Here is a 20,717-nt window from a genome sequence, read left to right as displayed (position 1 = left end):
ATTTACTCCTCAAGCGTCTGCTGGTGCCAGAAAATCGGCTGGTATAAATCATAGGAAAACTGTTCACAGGCATGCGCCAATAATAAACTGGCATCCTGCTCCTGCAAAATAAACTGCCAGTCACGATGATGCTTGCAGGCTTCGTTGTCGGCCACCGAAAAGGCACTAAACTGGCCCGAATCATTCCAGTCCTTATACAGCCCCTCCAGATCTTTCAGCTGCATACGCTGTTCGGCATCGGGTTCCCATTCATGCTGCTTGCCTTTTTCCGCCACTTTCAGCAGCAAGGCTGATGGCAGTACCAAGGGCTGGCGCTGGCCATAGTCCCAAGCCTTAAACCAGTGTTCCAGCCACTGTCTGGCCTGATTGGAACTGACCCCTTCACAGCAGACGGTATCATCGCTAAATACCACAATCCGCTGATGCTGCTGGCCGCCATCACCCAGATTCAGATAGGCCAGCCAGAGCAGATATTCCAGCCAGAGTGCGGTACGGCGTTTGGCACGCGCACTGGACGCTTCCAGACTAACCCAGCGCTCGGCGCCCTGTTTTGGCAGGGTCAGGCGGATGTGCAAGTCAGGACGCACTTTCCAGACCTGTCGGGTGATAGTCGTTTCACTCGGTGCATAGTGCTGCAAGCGGGCCTGTAGCTGCTGCTGTTCGACCAGACTCATGGTCCAGCTGCCTTCACGAATTTTGCCAATCGGCAGGCGGTCTTGTAACAGTGCCGGATCGGGCGTATCGTGCTGCTGTTTCAGAAAATCGCGGATGGTATAGCGACCCAAACCATCCAGCAATAACGGCTCGGCCTGATCGCTGCGCTGTTCCGGACGTAGGTTTTCCACCCCGACACTTTTTAAATACAGCCGCGCCGGGAAAATCATGTCCTGAATCCATTGCTGGCTGTCCAGCACCTGCAAATCCTGAGTCAATAAAGGATAAGGCTGATTGGCCCAGTGACTGCGCTGCCCACCCGGCTGACGGATCTGCTGTGCCACTGCATACCACTGGTCCTGAAAGCGGATGATCTCGCTGGATTCAAAACCGAGCGGATCAAACGGCTGTAAACGGTGCACACAGTACAGCTGACGCAACTGCTCCGGCACCTCAATCCCGTCAATACTCACGGTCTGGTTCAGCGCAGACTCGGGCTGCGGCGCGGCAACAATCAGCGCCAGATGCTGAATCAGCTCCTGCAAGATGCTGGACGGATCACGCACCTGCCCATCATTGACATCAAAACCGTTATAAAACAGCCAGACCTTGTCCTGCGCCAATAGCAGTGCATCCAAAAATGCACCCTGATCATCTTCCAGACGCGAGCGGTCACCCAGTTGCGGTTTCAGCAACTGCATTAAATCGAATGGCAGCTGCACATTACGATTCGGGAATTTGCCACTGTCCAGATTCAGCATCACCACCAGTTTATACGGCAGTGGACGCAGCTGGCCCAGCTGGCAAAAGGTAATCTGGCCGCTTGGTTCGGCCTGTTCCAGTTGTGCTGCCAGCTGTGCTTCAATTTCTTCCAATATATACGGCAAAGGCAGACTTAAGGCCGCCAGTGCATGCCGGTCCTGCTCATCATAATAGCTGGCCAAAGTCAGCATACGGTATTGCTTTTTAATGATTTTATAGACGTTTTCCAGCGCGGTGACACCAGCTGCGCTAAACTCGTCAATGTCTTGCATTAAGCGTTTTAGCCACTGTTCGGCCCGCGTGTTCTCGCCGCGTTCATGCGCAATCATCCAGTGCCGGCGCTCGGCCAGGTCCTGATAAATCTGGATCAGTTTGGCAATCAGTTCAAAATCGGCCGGCATTACCTCGGCAAAACACAGCGTATCCTGAAACAGGGTATGTTCCGGAATGGCCAGCCCCAGCGCCAGACGATCCAGCGCAAATTTAAAGCTGAAGCGATAATCCTGATCATCGGCGCTTAGGCTGCGCTGCAAATGCTCGGCATCAAAACCGCGTTTAAAACCGGCAGCACTGAGTAGCTCCAGCAGACGCTCCAGCTGGGCAATGTCCAGCTCATAACGCTGCAAACTGGCCGCTAGCCCGAGCCAATCGGCAAATTCATCCAGACTAAAGCGGCCCTGTAACAGACGAATCCGGCCAGCCACGGCGCGCCAGGCATTGCTGACATCCAGCTGGCTGACCCCGGCAATCTGAATTGGCAAATACACGCCGTGCTGGGCCAACCGGCTACTGTCATGTAAGGGATTGCCCAGATCACGCGCACTCGGTGGCGGCGCAAAGACACTGCGGATTAAAGGCTCAATCTCTTTTAAATTCGGACTTAAAACCAGAATATCGCTTGGCCGGCGCGGCTGCTCTTTCGTGCCTTGCGACAGCCAGTGCAACAGCTGGTCTTTTAACACTTCCAGCTGACGCAGACTGGAATGGCAGACATGAATCTGGATGGAATCATCATGCTGCTCTAAAGCATATTGATGCGCGGCCGGTTCATTTAAATACAGGATATCGGCCTGCAGCTTGCCCAATAAGCTGGGCTGATAGTCATCAATAAACAGATCGGCCCACACGCCTTCTTCACCGGAAGATAAGGCAGAGAGTAAGGAGAAATGATCGCGTGCCTGCTTGCCCAGACGGGTCAGCAAGGGATGACGCGACTCACGGTTCTGGGCATTAAAATGCAGAGTAAACTGCTCGAAAAACTGAGCAATCTCGGCGTCATTGGCCTGTGGATGCTGCGCCAGAAAACGCTGTTTCACCCGCGCATCATAACGTGCCTTCCAGTTCGGATCGACACTGTCGGCCCAGTATTCCTGTGAAGGGTTATAATGCAGGATAAAAATTTCAATGTACTGACCTAAACGGCGCAGGAACTGTAACTGCTGCGGCGGCAAGTCCAGCAAGGTAAATACCACCAGCTGTTTCGGTAATTTGCGTAGCGCCTTGCCCGGCTGCTCCGGACTGCCCAGCGCCTGCCAGAACAGCTGGTCAATCTGCTGCATCTGCTCAAAATCTTCATGAAAAACTGCCTGCCACAGCCAGCGCTGCCACGCCTCCAGTTCTTCTGCCTGCTGCAGCATAAAGCCCAACACTTCGCTGTCGGTTTTAAAGAACATCTGCTCCAGATCAAGGGCCTGATCACGGCCCCATTGCATCAGCCAGTTGGTCGGACAGCGGCACTGCTCGCCACAGCCTTTCTGGCAATGCCCACGATAAGTCATATAGTGGCTAAACAGTTTGGATACCTGTTCGGCCACCCAGTACAGCATGCTCTGTTTTTTCAGCTGGCGTTCCAGCGGCTGTTCCAGCCGGTCGGCACTGGCATAAATCCGCTGGATAATCGGAAACAGCGCATGGCTGGTTGCTAGCGGATTCTGTTCCGGCTGAATAAATTCTTTTAGCGCCTGAAATACGCGCCATTTAATGATAATTCGTGGAATATTGGCTTGACGGACCAAGTCTTTCTGATCGTGCAGCACCCATTGATAGGCACTCCACTGGAAACCGCGAATCCGGTGATGAAACTCGGTATTGGCACAGATGCTTTGATGTTCGGCCAGACGTTGGGTTAACCAGGCTTCCACCGCAGGGGACGGCACAATAAAGTGCTGGGTTTTTAATACCTCCAGCGGATGCGCTGCAGGTTTACGGACTGTCTTCAGCATCGCCTCGACCAGTACATCGACACGCTGACTTTGAATGACATGAATCCCCATAACGCTCTACCCTGTTAAACTTTTGCCATGATATCTACAAAACCATAAAGATTCATTACTATACTTTTGCAGTTGCCTATGTCACTTTTAGCTCATGGTTCGATTCAAAAATGCTTTGAAATACGTACCTTAATAGTGCTTCAATAAAAAAATCGATACACCGCTTAAGGTATTTAATATTATGAAAATAGACAAGATTCCCAACTCGATTGACCCCAATTTAAATTTAGAGCAAGTTCGTGCTGACTGTCTGGAGCTGGTCAAAAAACGGGCCTACGTGTCCGCAGGCGCGGCGGTCATTCCGGTTCCATTTTTAGATGTCGTGATTGACGTCGGTATTTTGTCACAACTGATTCCTGAAATTAATGCCCGTTTTGGTCTGTCGCCGGAACAGGTCAGTGTCTATGACCCCGAAACCAAGCAGATTCACTGGCAGGAACTGCGTAAACGCGGCATTGAATTTTCCGGCCTGGTGGTGGCACGTACCGCCGTCAAAAAATCATTGAACAATGTTGCCGCGAAAGTGATCACGAAGCAAGTCACCAAATTTATTCCTTTAGGCGGACAGCTGGTGGCGGCCAGCCTGGGCTATTTTGTCATGAAGAAAGTCGCCGAAGCGCATGTGGAAGAAAGCTATAAGATTGCCAAAGGCATCCAGCAGAAACAGACCCAGGTGGTCAATGGCTAAGCCTTTTTCCTCAATCTGATGCCGGTCCAGTGACCGGCATTTTTATAGCGGATTCATGCCTGTTTGCTGCCGGCTTAATCAGCTTTCAGCTGTTTTAAGATGGTTTTCAGCACTTCAATCCGGGCACTGTTTTTATCATTGGTGGCAATAATATGCCACGGCGCATCCTCGCTGCTGGTATGGGCAAACATATCGGCTGCGGCATTTAAATAATCATCCCAGCGATTCCGGTTCCGCCAGTCTTCCTCGGTAATTTTAAAGCGTTTATGTGCAGTCTGTTCACGCGCTTTAAAACGCTGTTCCTGCTCATCTTTGCTAATCGCCAGCCAGAACTTGATAATCACGGTCTGATGCTCGGTTAAATCCTGTTCAAAGCGGTTAATTTCCGCATACGCGCGTTGCCATTCCAGGTCACTGGCAAAACCTTCAATCCGTTCCACCAGTACCCGACCATACCAGGAACGGTCAAAAATACAGATTTTTTCTTCTGGTTGCAGCTTGGTCCAAAAACGCCATAAATAAGGCCGGCGTAATTCATATTTTTCCGGTGCGCCAATGGTATAAATTTCGTATTCACGCGGATCCAGCTTTTTCACAATCCGTTTAATTGCGCCGCCTTTGCCGGCTGCATCCATCCCTTCAAACACAATCACCACGTTGCGGTCATCAAAACGCAAGGCATCGGCCACTTTGCGGCTGAGTTTTTTGAGTTCGGCTTTATAGTCGCCCTCATCCAGCGCGGCATTGTCCGGATTGAGCAAGGCCTCGGGAATCGGCGCCTGCTGCCAGCTCTGCTCAACAGTTTTCGGATGCTCCGGGCAATCTTTAAAAGCCTGTAATACATGCTGGGCAAACTGCTGGTCACGCAGCTGCTCATCTTCACCATCAATAATAATCCAGTCATCGGTAAAACGCTGGCGCAGCTTTTGCAAGGTGTCGTACTGTTTCTTGTTGCGCCAGTCGAGGCCATTCATCTTGTGCCAGCGCACTTCGCTCGGGTCCATCTCGTTCAGGCGTTTTTGCAGGGTTTTCCAGGACAGGTCAAACCAGATCTTGACCACATCGACCTGGTTATTTTTTAAATCCTGTTCAAAGGCCCGAAAACGCTGCACATACTCATCAAACAGGCTGTCATCAAAGGGCTTCGAGACATGGGTGGCACTGCTGAGCAGATCGCTATACCAGTTGCCAAACAGAATCATGATCTGCCCTTCGGCCGGAATAAAACGGGCATAGGGCTGCCAGAAACTGGTTTTGAAATCAAACAGGTGTGCGGCATCGGCCTTCACATGCAAATAACGCGGATCGACCCATTCACGCAGCTGTTTCACCGCCTCGCCTTTGCCGGCCAGCTCAATGCCGCTGACCAGAATCACCAGACTTTTGGCATTGCTCTGACCGCGGCTGTCTTTTAGGGCATATTGTGCTTCAATCAGCTCGACAGACAGCTGATCTTCATCCATTAACTGAAATTCTGTTTGCGGGTTCTGCTCGGTCATAGGCACACACTCTTGTTTTATTGTTCCGTTCAGTATAACCAGCCTGCTGGCCGGGCGGCTGATGATTTTGTATAGCGCGTCTGTCTGATTTTGTCTATTTCTAGTGCAAACTGACCCGATGATCCTGAATCTGTCACTAATTTGTCATGGCCTGTGCATGTAACTGGCTTTAGAATGCCGCTTAAGTCAAAACAATTGAGACGCTCCATGTCCAAACTTGCGGTTTTAGATGACCTTTTAGAACTTTATAATCAATTTGAATATCATCGCCAGCCGGAAATTTTCACACGTTTGCAGGAAGTGCAGCTGTGGCAGAAACAGCGCATGCAACGCACCCATGCCCCGCATTTTGCCGAAAAAAATAATATGCTGATGGCCGAATATTTTCTAAACCGTTTATACGGCGGCCCCGATTTTGATGCGCTGGCCGGACAGATTGCGCGCCTGACCAAATACGCACATAAAGCAGAAAAACTGATTCCGGAAAATGCCATTAAAACCGGCACCTCCGGGGTGGCCCTGGCCATTTTAGCGGTGCAGCTGGATGAACAGGTTGCCATTCAGCTGTTAAAGGATTATCCGGCGCAGACGCCATTGACCGACGAGATGATGCGCCTGACCTATTTAAAGCTCGATCAGGGCAGCGCGCGTTTAAAACAGCTGGACATGCTGGATGAACTGGGCAAAAGCCTGGACAAATACATGCGCTCCTTTATGGTTTATACCGCCTTTAAAATGTGTAAAGGCGCCGCGCATAAATATAATTTCGATATCATGTACGAGTTTATGCAAGATGGTTTTGTGGCCATGAAACCGCTGAAATCTGCAGAAAAATTTGTCCGCGAATTTACCGCAGTTGAACGCCAGATTATTGACAAAGTGCATCGGGGAGATCCGCAGCCCTTTCAATAAAGCCACATAATTTTTTGCATGTGATGGCCAAAATTTGGTACAAAAACAGCAGTAAAACGAATATGCATTCACGTTCATCAGGATAACAATTCAATTTTCTGTATTTTATTCCTGACAATTGCAGGCCGATGACTGTACAACGCCTAAGAATCTGTCATCATGCTTGCACTGCCACATCAACCCGATTTTCATGTTAGGAGTGACACTATGTCTAATGAAGAGCAAAAGCCTACCCATCCAGAAACGGCAACCAACACAGACAAAGTGAGCCCATTCTTAACCTCGCCATTACCGGAAGGTGCACCACAAGGTCAGCAGCAGTCTCTAGAACAGCGCCTAACCGATACTCCGGTAACGGGCAGCATTCCAAAATACAACCTGCCACGTGGCGCCAATACCGGTAATGTCGGCGCGACCACGCACTTTGGCTACCAGACCGTAAACAGCGAAGAAAAAGCCCAGAAAGTGGCGGAAGTGTTCCATTCGGTGGCCAGCAAATACGACATCATGAATGACCTGATGTCTTTTGGTATTCACCGTTTATGGAAACGCTTTGCGATTAACATGTCGGGTGTGCGTCGTGGCCAGCACGTACTGGATATTGCGGGCGGTACCGGCGACCTGGCCAAAGTTTTTAGCCGTGAAGTTGGTCCAAGCGGCCATGTGGTCCTTTCAGATATTAATGAATCGATGCTGAATGTCGGTCGTGACCGTCTGATTGATGCCGGCTGTACCAATGTCGATTTCGTCCTGGCCAATGCTGAAACACTTGAACCTTTTGCTGACAACAGCTTTGACCTGGTGACCATTTCTTTCGGTTTACGTAATGTGACCGATAAAGATGCTGCACTGCAAGCCATGTACCGCGTGCTTAAGCCAGGCGGCCGTTTACTGATCTTGGAATTCTCAAAACCGGTATTTGAACCGTTCTCGAAACTGTACGACCTGTACTCGTTCACTGCACTGCCAATCATGGGCAAACTGGTGGCGAATGATTCTGAAAGCTATAAATATCTGGCGGAATCAATCCGTATGCACCCAGACCAGCGCACCCTAAAAGGCATGATGGAAAATGCCGGCTTCCAGAACTGTGACTACCACAACCTGACCGGTGGTATTGTGGCGGTGCACCGCGGTTTTAAACTCTAATTCCGAAAAGGACACTGCTATGTGGTCGATTCTGGCCTTAGGTGCCGTTGAACGATGCATCCATCATGTCATTAATCTGGATGCGATTACCCGCATCCAGCTGAACCAGCTACAGGGCAAAACCCTGCGCGTGGTGATGGATGCGCCGCAACTGTCGGTAGATGTATTTTTTGATGAAAACAAGGTGCGTCTGGAGCCGACCGTTACCGGACAGGCAACCCAACCGTCTATTTTCGAGCAGCGCCCGTTTGAGCGCGAACAGCAGCTCAGTGAAGCCACCGCCACCTTGCAGATCAAGAATGTGGTGGAACTGCTGAAACTGCTGCTGGCCGATGATGTCGGCACCATTCCGGTACAAGGCGACTATAAGCTGCTACAGGACATCCAGCGTATTATCGAGCAGGCCGAACCCGATCTGGCCGCGCATCTGTCGCCATGGGTTGGCCCGACACTGGCACATGAGCTGGGTAAAATCCAGCTGGCGCCCAAGCAGCTGAAAAAAACCTTGCAAAGTCAGCTGTTTTTCGCCGAAGATGCCCTGAAAGAAGATTCCGGCCTGTTTGCACCGCGCTGGCAAATGGATGATCTGCAACAGGATACCCGCATCCTGAACCAGAATATCGACCGCGTAGAGGCCAAGATTCAACAGCTCCGCAAGCAGCTTGAAGACACTCCAGATTCACACGACTAGGTAAAGAGATTTATGATTCCGCACGTTTCACGTTTAATCGAACTTTGGCGTATTGCTGCGCACTATAGACTCGACACGTTGTTCCCTGCGGAAGAATTACCAGAAAAAGCCCGCCATATTCTGAGTCTGATCCGGATGCATCCGGCGGCCTGGTCCAGTAAGGAACGGAAAAATCCGCTCAAGCTGAAACAGGCCCTGGAAGATATGGGACCGCTGGCGATTAAACTCGGTCAGCTGTTATCGACCCGTCGTGACCTGATTCCACCTGAAGTATTACAGCAGCTGGTCTTGCTGCAGGACCGGGTCAAACCCTTTGGTTCCGATGTCGCGCAAATGCGGATTCAGGAATCCTTAAAGGCCGATGTCAACACCCTGTTCGCGCGTTTTGATGAGCAGCCGCTGGCAGCTGCTTCAATTGCCCAGGTGCATACCGCTGCCCTGCACGATGGCCGCGAAGTGGTGGTCAAAGTCACCCGTCCTAATATCCGCCAGCAGATTCTGCAGGATTTTGAAATTCTGCAATGGCTCGGCCATTTTCTGGAAAAACGTCTTGAAGCGGCACGCGCGCTGCATTTATCTGAAATTATTCAGGACTATCGCCAGATTATCCTGAAAGAACTCGATCTGACCTTAGAAGCCGATAATACCCGCCGTATGCGTCATTACTTCACCGGCTCCAGCATGATGTATGTGCCGGAAGTGTATATGGACAGCAAAGATGTGATGGTGGCCGAGCGGATTACCGGGGTGCCAATTTCCGATGTGGCCACCTTTGACCGTCTGGGTATGGACCGCGCCGATCTGGCACAAAAAGGTCTGACCATCTTCTTTACCCAGGTGTTCCGCGACAACTTCTTCCATGCCGACATGCACCCGGGCAATGTGTTTGTAGAAACTATCAATCCGCAAAACCCGCGCTTTATTGCGCTGGACTGCGCGATTATGGGCGAGCTGTCCAAGCACGATCAGATGACCGTAGCGCGCATGTTACTGGCAGTCATGAACAGCGACTTTATGCAGCTGATCCAGATTGTGCATCAGGCCGGCTGGATTCCACCGGGCACTGATCAGGATGCTTTGGCACGTGAAATGCGCCGTACGGTAGGACCGATGGTCTCCAAACCCATGCATGAGCTGGACTTTGCCGGCATTCTGATTGAAGTGATGGATATTGCCCGCCGTTTCCATCTGGAAATTCCTCCACAGTTAATGCTGCTGCTCAAAACGCTGGTGCATGTTGAAGGTCTAGGCACCGATCTGTATCCAGAACTGGATATCTGGAGTCTGGCCAAACCAATCCTCACCGATTGGGTCAAGGCACAAATGAATCCGCAGAAAAACCTGAAAGAGCTGGGACAAAAAATTCCGGACCTACTGTTGGGTGCGCAGGATTTACCGACCCTGATGATCGACAGCTTAAACGGCCTGAAAAACCAGTCGGCCTGGCATGCCAAACAGCTAAATGAACTGCAAAGCATGCGTCTGCAAATGGAGCATCAGCAAAAACGCAGCTGGATTTTTGGTAGCGTAATGGCGATTCTGCTATCGATTGCGATTATTTCACCGTGGTTTGTCTCAGTCATTCTGATTGTGCTGGCCAGTATTCTGGCAGTCTGGCGCGTGGCCAAATAAGGCGAAATGGGCGAAGTTGCGTGAAGCCTTATATCCCCCATTATTTAAACCGGTCACATGACCGGTTTTTTATGCCACGCTATTGCAGACCACATGCCGGATGACTGAGCAGTCAGAGAGTGAACATTCCTGCCCTTGTCAGCCTTGGTCACTGGCCTAAAATACAGACAACTGTTTATTTTTCTGCCTGACCATGATCCAGATTCTGCAAAAACGTCCACCTGCCCTCACCCTTCGTGCCGGTCATCTGGCCCGGCAGCTGATTGCCGAGCAGGGCCTACAACCCGATCAGGTCGATATGATTCCGGGTGCTGCCGGTGGTCCAAAAGGTATTGGTATTCAGGGACTGGATCAGGCCATTTTTGGCGAGTTTTTGCCGCAGTCAGCGCAGCGCCGCACCCTGATTGGTTCTTCAATTGGCAGCTGGCGTTTTGCCAGCATTCTGGCCTGGGGCGCCAAAGCAGGTACCGAACGGCTGGCAGACTTATATACCAATCTGAGCTTTCATAAAAAAATGTCACGGCAGGACGTCAGTCATGTCTGCCGCGATATGCTGTTGAATCTGGTCGATGGCAAGGCACAGCAGCTGGTCGATCATCCGGATTATCATCTGACCGTGCTCTCGGTAAAAGCGCAGCACATTTTCCAGAGTGACCGTGCACTGGCCCTACTGGCCTCGGTGGCTGGTATTGTCAGCAGCAATGCACTGGCGCGCAAACACAACCGCCTGTTTATGCAGCGCGTGATCAGCCAGCCAGCTCAAGGCAACCAGTTTCAGGTGCAGGATGATTTCTTTACCCATTATCATGCGCTAACGCCGGACAATGTCACCAGCTGGCTGATGGCTTCGGCCTCAATTCCGGGCGTGATGTCCGCAATTCGGGATATTCCGGAAGCGCCGGGCAGCTACCGCGATGGCGGCCTGATTGACTATCATATTGACCTGCCGTTTCAGAGTCAGGGACTGGTGCTGTATCCGCATTTTACCGATAGCATTACCCCAGGCTGGTTCGACAAAATGCTGAAACACCGCAAAGCCAATCCGGACAATCATGCACGAACCCTGCTGATTTCACCATCAGCCGAATATTTACAGTCTTTACCCTTGGGCCGCCTACCCGACCGTAAAGACTTTAATTTAAAAGGCATGGATCAGGCACAGCGTATTCAGCTCTGGAAACAATGTATTGCGGAAAGTCAGCGCCTGGGCGATGAATTTTTAGAACTGGTTGAAAAGCAGTGTTTACCAGAGGTGTTACAGCCGCTTTAAATGGGGAGATGAATGAGCAGGATGGTGGTAACATCCTGAGCAAAAATAGGCAAAGATTTTTTCCTGCAAGCCGGTCAGATACCGTACACTATAGCGTTTGCGCACTGGCGTAAATCTCGTTTTTCTGAACAAATTTTGGTGACATACTCATGAATAACTTGCAATGGCTCGATGAAGTAAAATTTAACGAACAGGGATTAGTGCCAGCCATTGCACAGCATCATCAAACCGGTCGGGTGTTGATGGTGGCCTGGATGAACCGCGAAGCGCTGGCCTTAACCGCAGAAAAAAATCAGGCGGTGTATTTTTCCCGTTCACGCAACAAACTCTGGCACAAAGGTGAAGAATCCGGTCACTTCCAGACGGTGCATGAAATCCGTCTGGACTGCGATGCTGATGTGATTATCCTGCAAATTGAACAGCATGGCGGCATTGCCTGCCATACTGGCCGTGAATCCTGCTTCTATCGCAAACTGACTCCGAATGGCTGGGAAATTGTTGATGCGCAGCTAAAAGACCCGAATGCGATTTATGGCGAGAAGTCCAGCAATCCGCACACCTTGGCCATGAATGCCTCCACTGCGCAATCTGAACAGGTCGAAATTCTGAGCTATTTAGGCAAAATGATGGCTGAACGTAAAGCCGCCGATCCGGATTCTTCGTATGTGGCCAAGCTGTATCACAAAGGCCTGAACAAGATTCTGGAAAAAGTTGGTGAAGAAAGCGTAGAAACTATTCTGGCAGCCAAGGAATATCAGGCTGCAGCTTATGAAGACAATAAAAATGACCTGATCTATGAAGTGGCTGACTTATGGTTCCACAGTCTGGTCATGCTCGGCTATTTCAATCTGGACCCGCAACTGATTCTGAATGAACTGGCACGCCGTCAGGGCTTATCCGGTCTGGTGGAAAAAGCCAACCGTACTCAGGCTTAAGCTGTCGCCCTGTGTCTGAGCTGAAGAAACCGACCGCCACCTATGAGCAGGCCACTGCCATTGATAACGCACGTCTGGGTAAATCCTTCAAGGTGATTGCCTATGCCGGCACAGGGAAAACCACCACCTTGCAGATGATCAGTGAAGCCATGCCGGAGCGGCGTGGCATGTATCTGGCCTTTAACAAATCCATTGCCGCAGAAGCGCAACACAAGTTTCATCGCAATGTCGATTGTCGCACCTTTCACTCGCTGGCCTTTCGTAGTGTTCCACGTGGAGTCACCGACAAACTGCGCCTGCCGCGCCTGAGTCCGAGTTTTATTGCCAAGGAATATCGTCTCGAGCCAATTACCCTGCGCCGGATGATGGGTGGCCGCTATGAAAAATATGTGCTGATGCCTTCACGGCTGGCCAGTCTGGTGGCCAATGCGGTCGGCTATTTCTGCTCGACCAGCTCGCAATATCCGGCACCACGGCATATTCAGGCACCGAACTGGCTGCACCCTGATGATGCCGAGCTGCTGCAAAAACATTTGTATCCGGCAGTGGAACGGCGCTGGCTGGAATCAATTGATCCGAACCATCAGGCCGGAATCGGTCATGATATTTACCTGAAACTGTGGGCGCTGTCGGAACCGAATATTCCGGCCGATTATGTGCTGTTTGATGAAGCGCAAGATGCCGACCCGTTAATGCTGGGGATTCTGCTCAAACAGCGTAACACCCAGGTGATTTATGTGGGCGATGCCCATCAGCAGATTTATGCCTGGCGCGGTGCCATCAACGCCATGCAGCAACTGCCTTTGCCGGAGTCGCGTTTAACCACCTCATTCCGTTTTGGTCCGGACATCGCCATGACCGCCAATGCCATTCTCGGCGGTTTAAATGAAACTGTGCCGCTGCTCGGCAACCCGGATTTACATTCCAAAGTGGTGAACAAGCCGCATACCAAACAGCGTGATGCCATTTTATGCCGCACCAATGCCCGGGCGATGGAATTGCTGCTGGCCGGTCTGGTACATGGTGACAAGGTCAGCCTGCAGGCCGATCATGTCAAACTGAACCGCTTTGTCGATGCCGCCAGTATGCTGAAACAGGGCCGCCGCGTCACCGATGTGCCGGAACTGGCCTGGTTTAACTCCTGGCACGATGTACATGAATATTGCGAAACCAATGAAGGCAGCGACATTAAGCCGCTGGTAAAACTGGTGGATGATCATGGTACCGATCCGCTGAAAAAGGCGCTGGCCAAAATCACCCCGATTGGTCAGGCGGACTATATTATTTCAACCGCGCACAAAGCCAAAGGGCTGGAATGGGACCGCGTGCATCTGGAAGATGACTATCAGTTCAAGGTCAATGAACGTGATCATAAAATTAGTGATGAAGAGTTACGATTACTGTACGTGGCCTGCACACGTGCTAAAGTAAGCTTAAATATCCATCATATTTACGATCTGGTGCAACAGCTGAAACAGCAGATGCCGGTGTCCTTGCGTAAGGCGGTGGGTTAAAGCATGCAGGTGACCCATGAAAATTCAGTCTGTCCAGTTCAAGCACATCACCCACTTTACCGACCTTCAGCTACAACTGCATCCGCAGCAACAGCCTGTGGCCTTAATTCTGGGCAATCAGAGTTCCGGTAAAACCTCGCTACTGCGCTTCACCTATCAGGCACTGACCTGGTTTGCTGCCCGTTATAAAGATTTACGCACCTCGGGACTGGTCATGCTTGATCAGGACATTATGCACACCCGGCTGCAGTCCAAAATTGATCTGTGCGTGTGTTTTCCCAAAGACATTGGCAGCCTGCCGGAAAGCAGCGATGCCCAGCAGCAGGACCGTCAGTGCTGCGACTGGCAGCTGTACAAAACCCTGAACAGCAACGGCGTCGGGGTCAGCAAGGCTGAAACCCAGAAACTAGAAAAAATGGTCAGCCTGTACCAGCAGGCGGTAAAACAGGACCCGCTACAAGGCCTGCCATTAATTGCCTATTATCCGGCCGAACGTTTTGTCAATGAAGTCAATCTGCTGAGTAAAAACAATCCGCTGATTTTTCAGGCTGCACATGCCTATGAAATTTCTGCTATCCCCTTCACCACCTTTACACGTTTTTTTGAGTGGTTCCGGGAAATTTCCGATATTGAAAACGCCCAGAGCGCCCAGCTGATTGAACAGTTATTACATCCGCAGCATCCCGACGCAGAACCTCCACGGCGTGACAAACTGATGCAGGCACATGCCCAGATGCACGCGCCAAGTCTGCAGGCCCTGCGCGATGCACTACAGATTGTACTGCCAGAACTGAGCCAGATTTATCTACAATATCATCCAAAACTGCAATTAATGGTCACCTATCAGGGCAAAACCCAGCTCTATCAGCAGCTGTCCAACAGTATCCGCAACTGGATTGCACTGGTCGGAGATATTGTGCGGCGTTTATGTCTGCTCAATCCCTATAGTCTGTATCCGACTCTAGAAGGCGACGGCATTCTGCTGATTGATCAGGTCGATCATCAGCTCGATCAGGATATGGCCTCGGTAATTCTGGCACGTTTGCATCAGGCTTTTCCGGCACTGCAGATTATTGCCACCGGTAACCGCACGGCACTCTTGGAAAATGCCGAAGACTATCAATGTTTAAGACTGGATCAGCAGCAATTGCATCCAATTCATTTGCAACCGGTGCAGGAACAGCTGGACGCTATTTATGCCCAGTTTATGCAGACTGAAGTCAGCAGCAGCGATGAAAGCCTGAGTGAAGCGGTACAGGAGCCCACCAGCGTAGATGACATCTATCAGCAGATTCAGCAGCAACTGAGTGCCGAACAGCAGGAAGCCTTGCTGAAACGGCTGCAAAATGATGATGACACCTCGACCCCGCATCCGTTGCCTTAAATACGGCTTTGAATAGAGGGGAATATCGGAAAATCAGCCAAAAAAATCCGGTCTGATCTAACAATTTCATCCTGAAAAAAGTTCGGCGGCGTATAATGTCTGCCGTGTGCGCAAAAACAAATTGATGTTGTTTTATTCATGTAATAAAATCAATCAGATTTATATTTTTATAGTAAAATCCGATTTTCTATAAGTTTCTCAAGTTGCGCAACACAACTTGTTTATTTAGACATAATTCTATTTTTCGGCTTTCAAGATTGAGTATTTTGGACTGCTCCTTGCATTCCTGTAATCCTTGAAAGATAAGATTCACCCTTAGGTTTTGAACCTATCAAGACAATGGATACGAGTGTGCTATCGATTATTATATTGCTACCGCTGGTACTTGGCACAACCCTTGTCTCGTGGCTGAAGCAATTCTCGCGCGGGGTAACGGCTTTAGGGGCGATAGGAGTCAGTTTAAGCAGTCTGATCCTGTTACTGACTCAAGCAAAGGATGTCTTTAATGGCGCCACCATCATTCAGTCATGGTCGTGGCTACCCCAGTTAGGGATTGATTTAAGCTTTCGCCTGGATGCTTTAGGTTTATTATTTTCTTTGCTGATTACCGGTATCGGTACCCTCATCTTTATTTATGCTTATTATTATTTAAGCCCCAAAAACTCCCTCAGCAAACTGTATCTCCTGCTCATGCTGTTTATGGCAGCCATGCTCGGGATTTCATTGTCGAATAACCTGATTATCCTGCTGGTGTTCTGGGAACTGACCAGTATTTCCTCCTTCCTGCTGGTGGGTTACTGGAGCAATTACGAAGCGGCTCAACGCGGCTCACGTATGGCCCTGACCATTACCGGCATGGGTGGCTTGGCTATGCTCGGTGGTTTTGTCCTGCTCGGACAGATCACCGGCACCTATGAGCTAGACCAGATTCTGACCATGACCGATCAGATTCAAAGCCATGCGCTGTTTGTACCCAGTTTATTGCTGATTTTACTCGGCGCCTTTACCAAAAGTGCCCAGTTCCCGTTCCATTTCTGGTTGCCGAATGCCATGGCGGCACCAACGCCGGTATCGGCCTATCTGCACTCCGCGACCATGGTGAAAGCCGGGATTTTCCTGCTGGCACGTCTGCTGCCAATTTTTGCCGGCGCAGCGCTGTACCATAATCTGGTGACCTTTGTTGGTCTGTTTACCCTGTGTATCGCGGCTTTCTTTGCCATTTTCAAAGAAGATCTGAAAGGTCTGCTGGCCTATTCCACCATCAGCCATTTGGGCCTGATTGTCTGCCTGCTCGGGATTGGTTCTCCGCTGGCCGTGGCTGCAGCCATTTTCCATATTATCAACCACGCCACCTTTAAAGCGGCACTGTTCATGATTGCCGGGATTATTGACCATGAATCCGGCACCCGTGATTTACGCAAACTGAGTGGCTTATGGCAGCTGTTACCGTTTACCGGTACGCTGACCATGATTACGGCTGCGTCGATGGCAGGTGTGCCTCTGTTCAACGGCTTCCTGTCCAAAGAAATGTTCTTTACCGAACTGCTGGCCAATTTAAGCGGACCGGTGGTGGTGATCTCGGCAATTGTCGCGACACTGGCCGGTATTTTTGCCGTGGCCTATTCGGTGCGCTTAGTGCATGGCGTGTTCTTCGATGGCCCGATTGGCAAAGACGTACCCAATAAAGATGCACATGAACCGCCAATGGGCATGCGCGCACCGGCCCTGATTCTGGCGATTTTATGTATTGCTGTCGGCCTGTTCCCTGCCCTGCTGGTTGAGCATCTGGTCAATAGCACCACCCGTGCCAGTACCCAGCTGATGAATTTTGAAGGCACCCATCTGGCCATCTGGCACGGCTTTAACCTGCCATTGCTAATGAGTGTGATTGCGCTGGTGGGCGGTCTGGTGATGTATTTTGCCCTGGCCAAAGGCGGCCGTATCCGCGAGATTGATCTTGATCCGGCATTGGGCCGCTTACAGGGACGGGTGTTATTTGACCTGTTCTTAAAAGGCCTATTGCTGAACTCGCGCCGCTTTAAACGCCTGACCGAAAACGGCTCCCTACAAAGTTATCTGTTCTGGATTCTGGTGTTTACCATTGCACTGGTGTCGGTGCCGCTGCTGAATCAGGGGATTGGTACCGGTACGCGTGAGCTGACCCAGGCACCTGCAATTGCCATTGTCTTGTGGCTGCTGTTATTCAGTGCCTGCTGGATGATGCTGTGGTTCCATCATGAACGGATTAAAGCTGTCCTGATCAGTGGCGCCGTCGGTCTGGTGGTAACCATGATCTTTGTAACCCTGTCGGCTCCGGATCTGGCTCAAACCCAGATTACCGTCGATGTGGTGACCACCGTCTTGTTACTGATGAGCCTGTCGCTGCTGCCACAATTAACCCCGTATGAATCAAGCAGCACCCGCCGCTGGCGCGATGCCGGGATTGCAATTCTGGCCGGTGCTGGTATTAGCTGGCTGGCTTGGTTAATCATGACCCGTGATCACAACTCGATTTCATGGTTCTTTAATCAGCAGTCAATTCCACTGGGCGGCGGTACCAACGTGGTCAACGTGATTCTGGTCGACTTCCGTGGTTTCGATACCTTCGGCGAAATTACCGTACTCGGTATTGCTGCCATTGGCGCCCTCTGCCTGATGGATGGGATGCGTGCCCACGGCACCACCATGACGCAGGGCCTGACCTATCGTTTTAACCCATCTCCACTGATGCTGCGCATGACCGCTTCCTGGATTTTACCGGTGGCCTTAGTGGTCAGCCTGTATATTTTCCTGCGCGGGCACAATCTGCCAGGCGGTGGCTTTATTGCCGGACTGGTCACATCAATGGCACTGATCATTCAGTACATTGCCATTGGTCAGGACCAAACCGAGCAAATGCTGAAAGCCAAATCCGGACGTTTATATGAAATCTGGATTGGTTCCGGTCTGACCATTGCCGGCCTGACCGGGATTGCAGCCTGGTTCTGGGGCCGTCCATTCCTGACCAGTGCACATATTTATGTCAATCCGCCGGTGATTGGTGAACTGCATTTGGCTTCAGCGGCACTGTTTGATGTTGGAGTTTACGTTACCGTTGTCGGGGCAACCATGTTGCTGATTTCCGTGCTGGGCGACTCGCGTCACTCCAGTATGTCTGGTCCAATTCCTCGGGGGTAAGCATGATTAGTATCGAATTTTTAGTCGCAACCTCTGTAGGTTTACTGGTCGCAACCGGCGTGTACCTGATCTTAAGGGCACGTACCTTTCCGGTGGTACTGGGCCTGGCCATGATTGGTTATGCAGTCAATATTTTCCTGTTCGCCATGGGCCGGATTCAGCTGAATGCACCGGCCATTTTAACCACGGCAGCACAATCCACCGACCCTTTACCGCAAGCACTGGTGCTGACTGCTATTGTAATTGGCTTTGCCACCACCGCCTTTGTGGTGCAACTGGCCTTACGCAGCCGTTATGAATCGGGAACCGACCATGTGGATGCCAAAGATGATCCTGCTTTACTTGACCCACGTGAGGATGAGCCATAATGCATGACTTTATCCAATTCTGGGCGCAACACACTCCTATTCTCAGCATCCTGCTGCCGGCTTTTACCGGTTTTATTCTGGTGCTGCTGGGCAACCCGGGTTCGGGTTCGCTGTCGTATGACTGGCGCCAGCCGTGGCGTCGTGGCATCAGCCTGATTTCGACTATTCTCGGACTGGGCTTGGCGATCAGCTATCTGATGCTGGCCAAAACCGGCCAGATTACCGTCTACAACCTGTCTGAATGGTCGGCTCCATTCGGGATTGTACTGGTGCTGGATCAGCTGTCTGCGCTAATGCTGGTACTGACTTACGGTCTGGCCTTGCCAGTGCTGTGGTTCGCCTGCCAGCAATGGGATGAACGCGGCCGCTACTTCCATGCCATGTTCCATTTCCTGATGATGGGCTTGTGCGGGGCTTTCCTCACCGGCGATTTATTTAACCTGTTCGTATTTTTTGAAGTGCTACTGCTGGCTTCTTATGTGCTGTTGCTACATAGCCAGGGCAAACCGCGCTTTCAGCTTGGGGTGCATTATGTCACCATCAACCTGCTGGCTTCAGCACTGTTCCTGATTGGTCTGGGCATGATTTACGGCAGTGTCGGCAGCCTCAACATGGCCGATGTGGCCCGTTTAATACCGACGCTGGCAGAAGATCAGCATCGTCTGGCGGTGGTCGGCGGCTTGATCCTGTTTATTGTGTTCGGGATTAAAGCGGCGATGCTGCCGGTCGGCTTCTGGTTACCGAAAACCTATGCCGTAGCAGCTACCCCTGTGGCGGCGATTTTTACCATTATGACCAAGGTCGGGATTTATGCGATTTTAAGGGTCAATGGGACGGTCTTTGATGATGAACTGAGCCAGAAAATTCTCAGCAACTGGTTATTACCAATTGGCCTGATTACCTCACTGTATGGCGTCATTGGCGCGATTGGGGCAGAACGCTTACGTCGTTTTGTCGGCTTTATGATGCTGTCGTCGATTGGGACCATCCTGATTGCGATTGCCCTGTTTAGCACCCAGGCCTGGACGGCAGCGTTGTATTATCTGGTACACAGTACCTTAATTGCCGCTGCCTTCTATCTGTTCTGCGGCTGGGTCACGGCGCAGCGCGGTGAATTTAAGGATCACTTTAATATCGCCCCGCAAATGAAACAGCATAAAGTGATGTCAATTACCTATCTGCTGATTGCACTGATGATTGCCGGCCTGCCGCCTTTTAGTGGCTTCCTCGGTAAAGTATTCTTGTTACAGGCCACGGCTGATGCGCCTTATCAGGGCATTATTATTGCCGTGGTGCTGCTAGTTGGTTTACTCAGTATTCTGGCCCTGACCCGGGTTGGCTTTATCCTGTTCTGGCGCGCATCGCGTCCGGAAGATGATCCGGACAATGACGCCTATCACAGCTACCAGGCCCTGCCAGCCAAGGCCCCGAAAGGCAATGATAAGGCCATTTACCTGTTATTGGCAGCACTGGTGGCTTATGTGGTTTTTGCTAATCCAATCCAGCGTTATGCCTTTAGCACGGCCCAGCAAATGCAGAACAATCGTCTGTATGAAATGGCGGTGTTAAAGCAGGATGAAACCGGCCAGGTGATTAGCGTCCAGCCTTATGATCCAAACTATTTGCCAGAAACCAAATACAGTGGTGAAAAACCGGACCCGAATGCCAAGCTGATTCCGTATGTAATCAGTCCAAATACACTGGAAGGTGAGCATATTTCGGACTATAAACAACGTCAGATCAATCAGCAGATTGAGCAGGACGCCGCAAGCAACGACCTGCCACAACTTAAACCTATGGAGCCATAAC

General features: G+C 50.9%; 14 protein-coding genes. 12 read left to right on the top strand and 2 right to left on the bottom strand.

What is annotated here, in order from left to right:
• Positions 1-2 precede the first annotated feature (2 nt).
• Positions 3-3,689: an exodeoxyribonuclease V subunit gamma gene (locus tag FTU67_RS07400; protein ID WP_180061610.1), complete on the bottom strand. Its 3,687-nt coding sequence runs from the start codon at positions 3,687-3,689 to the stop codon at positions 3-5.
• A gap of 181 nt (positions 3,690-3,870) precedes the next feature.
• Between FTU67_RS07400 and FTU67_RS07395 the strand changes: the two genes are divergently transcribed.
• A complete protein-coding gene (locus FTU67_RS07395) occupies positions 3,871-4,377 on the top strand; it encodes a hypothetical protein (RefSeq protein WP_005181834.1) in 507 nt (168 codons plus the stop codon).
• A gap of 74 nt (positions 4,378-4,451) precedes the next feature.
• Here FTU67_RS07395 and FTU67_RS07390 read toward each other — a convergent pair whose 3' ends face one another.
• Positions 4,452-5,876 carry a phosphate--AMP phosphotransferase gene (locus FTU67_RS07390; protein ID WP_168399011.1) on the bottom strand — a complete coding sequence of 475 codons (1,425 nt, stop codon included), beginning with the start codon at positions 5,874-5,876 and terminating at the stop codon, positions 4,452-4,454.
• Positions 5,877-6,083: 207 nt separating this feature from the next.
• Between FTU67_RS07390 and FTU67_RS07385 the strand changes: the two genes are divergently transcribed.
• The 11 genes from FTU67_RS07385 to FTU67_RS07335 all read left to right on the top strand — a co-directional run bounded on the left by FTU67_RS07385 (position 6,084) and on the right by FTU67_RS07335 (position 20,716).
• Positions 6,084-6,788, top strand: coding sequence for a hypothetical protein (locus tag FTU67_RS07385; RefSeq protein WP_104471774.1), 705 nt, complete (start codon positions 6,084-6,086; stop codon positions 6,786-6,788).
• A 207-nt stretch (positions 6,789-6,995) separates the two neighbouring features.
• Complete coding sequence (gene ubiE, locus FTU67_RS07380; RefSeq protein ID WP_005181822.1) at positions 6,996-7,937, top strand: bifunctional demethylmenaquinone methyltransferase/2-methoxy-6-polyprenyl-1,4-benzoquinol methylase UbiE; 942 nt, start codon at positions 6,996-6,998, stop codon at positions 7,935-7,937.
• Between the two features lie 19 nt (positions 7,938-7,956).
• On the top strand, positions 7,957-8,628 hold the full coding sequence (locus tag FTU67_RS07375; protein ID WP_180061609.1) for an SCP2 domain-containing protein: 672 nt from the start codon (positions 7,957-7,959) through the stop codon (positions 8,626-8,628).
• Between the two features lie 12 nt (positions 8,629-8,640).
• Complete coding sequence (locus tag FTU67_RS07370) at positions 8,641-10,260, top strand: AarF/ABC1/UbiB kinase family protein (protein WP_104494772.1); 1,620 nt, start codon at positions 8,641-8,643, stop codon at positions 10,258-10,260.
• Positions 10,261-10,453: 193 nt separating this feature from the next.
• Positions 10,454-11,530 carry a patatin-like phospholipase family protein gene (locus tag FTU67_RS07365; protein ID WP_180061608.1) on the top strand — a complete coding sequence of 359 codons (1,077 nt, stop codon included), beginning with the start codon at positions 10,454-10,456 and terminating at the stop codon, positions 11,528-11,530.
• A gap of 149 nt (positions 11,531-11,679) precedes the next feature.
• A complete protein-coding gene (hisIE, locus tag FTU67_RS07360) occupies positions 11,680-12,465 on the top strand; it encodes a bifunctional phosphoribosyl-AMP cyclohydrolase/phosphoribosyl-ATP diphosphatase HisIE (RefSeq protein ID WP_005181811.1) in 786 nt (261 codons plus the stop codon).
• A gap of 11 nt (positions 12,466-12,476) precedes the next feature.
• Positions 12,477-13,979: a UvrD-helicase domain-containing protein gene (locus tag FTU67_RS07355; RefSeq protein ID WP_005181808.1), complete on the top strand. Its 1,503-nt coding sequence runs from the start codon at positions 12,477-12,479 to the stop codon at positions 13,977-13,979.
• A gap of 16 nt (positions 13,980-13,995) precedes the next feature.
• On the top strand, positions 13,996-15,363 hold the full coding sequence (locus tag FTU67_RS07350) for an AAA family ATPase (RefSeq protein ID WP_160241676.1): 1,368 nt from the start codon (positions 13,996-13,998) through the stop codon (positions 15,361-15,363).
• Positions 15,364-15,702: 339 nt separating this feature from the next.
• The gene (locus FTU67_RS07345; protein ID WP_104499198.1) at positions 15,703-18,540 is read left to right on the top strand and encodes a monovalent cation/H+ antiporter subunit A; all 2,838 of its coding nucleotides are present in this window, start codon (positions 15,703-15,705) and stop codon (positions 18,538-18,540) included.
• 2 nt (positions 18,541-18,542) lie between these two features.
• Positions 18,543-18,908 (top strand): Na+/H+ antiporter subunit C, encoded by a 366-nt coding sequence (locus FTU67_RS07340; RefSeq protein WP_075167613.1) that lies wholly within the window; start codon positions 18,543-18,545, stop codon positions 18,906-18,908.
• Positions 18,908-20,716 (top strand): monovalent cation/H+ antiporter subunit D, encoded by a 1,809-nt coding sequence (locus FTU67_RS07335; RefSeq protein ID WP_163143043.1) that lies wholly within the window; start codon positions 18,908-18,910, stop codon positions 20,714-20,716. Before FTU67_RS07340 ends, FTU67_RS07335 begins: the two co-directional genes overlap by 1 nt.
• Position 20,717 lies beyond the last annotated feature (1 nt).

It is taken from the genome of Acinetobacter sp. YH12132 (assembly GCF_013418645.1).
Classification (GTDB): Bacteria; Pseudomonadota; Gammaproteobacteria; order Pseudomonadales; family Moraxellaceae; genus Acinetobacter; species Acinetobacter indicus.
Note: the sequence above shows the minus strand (reverse complement) of the source record. Positions and strands in the feature narration are given on the sequence as shown.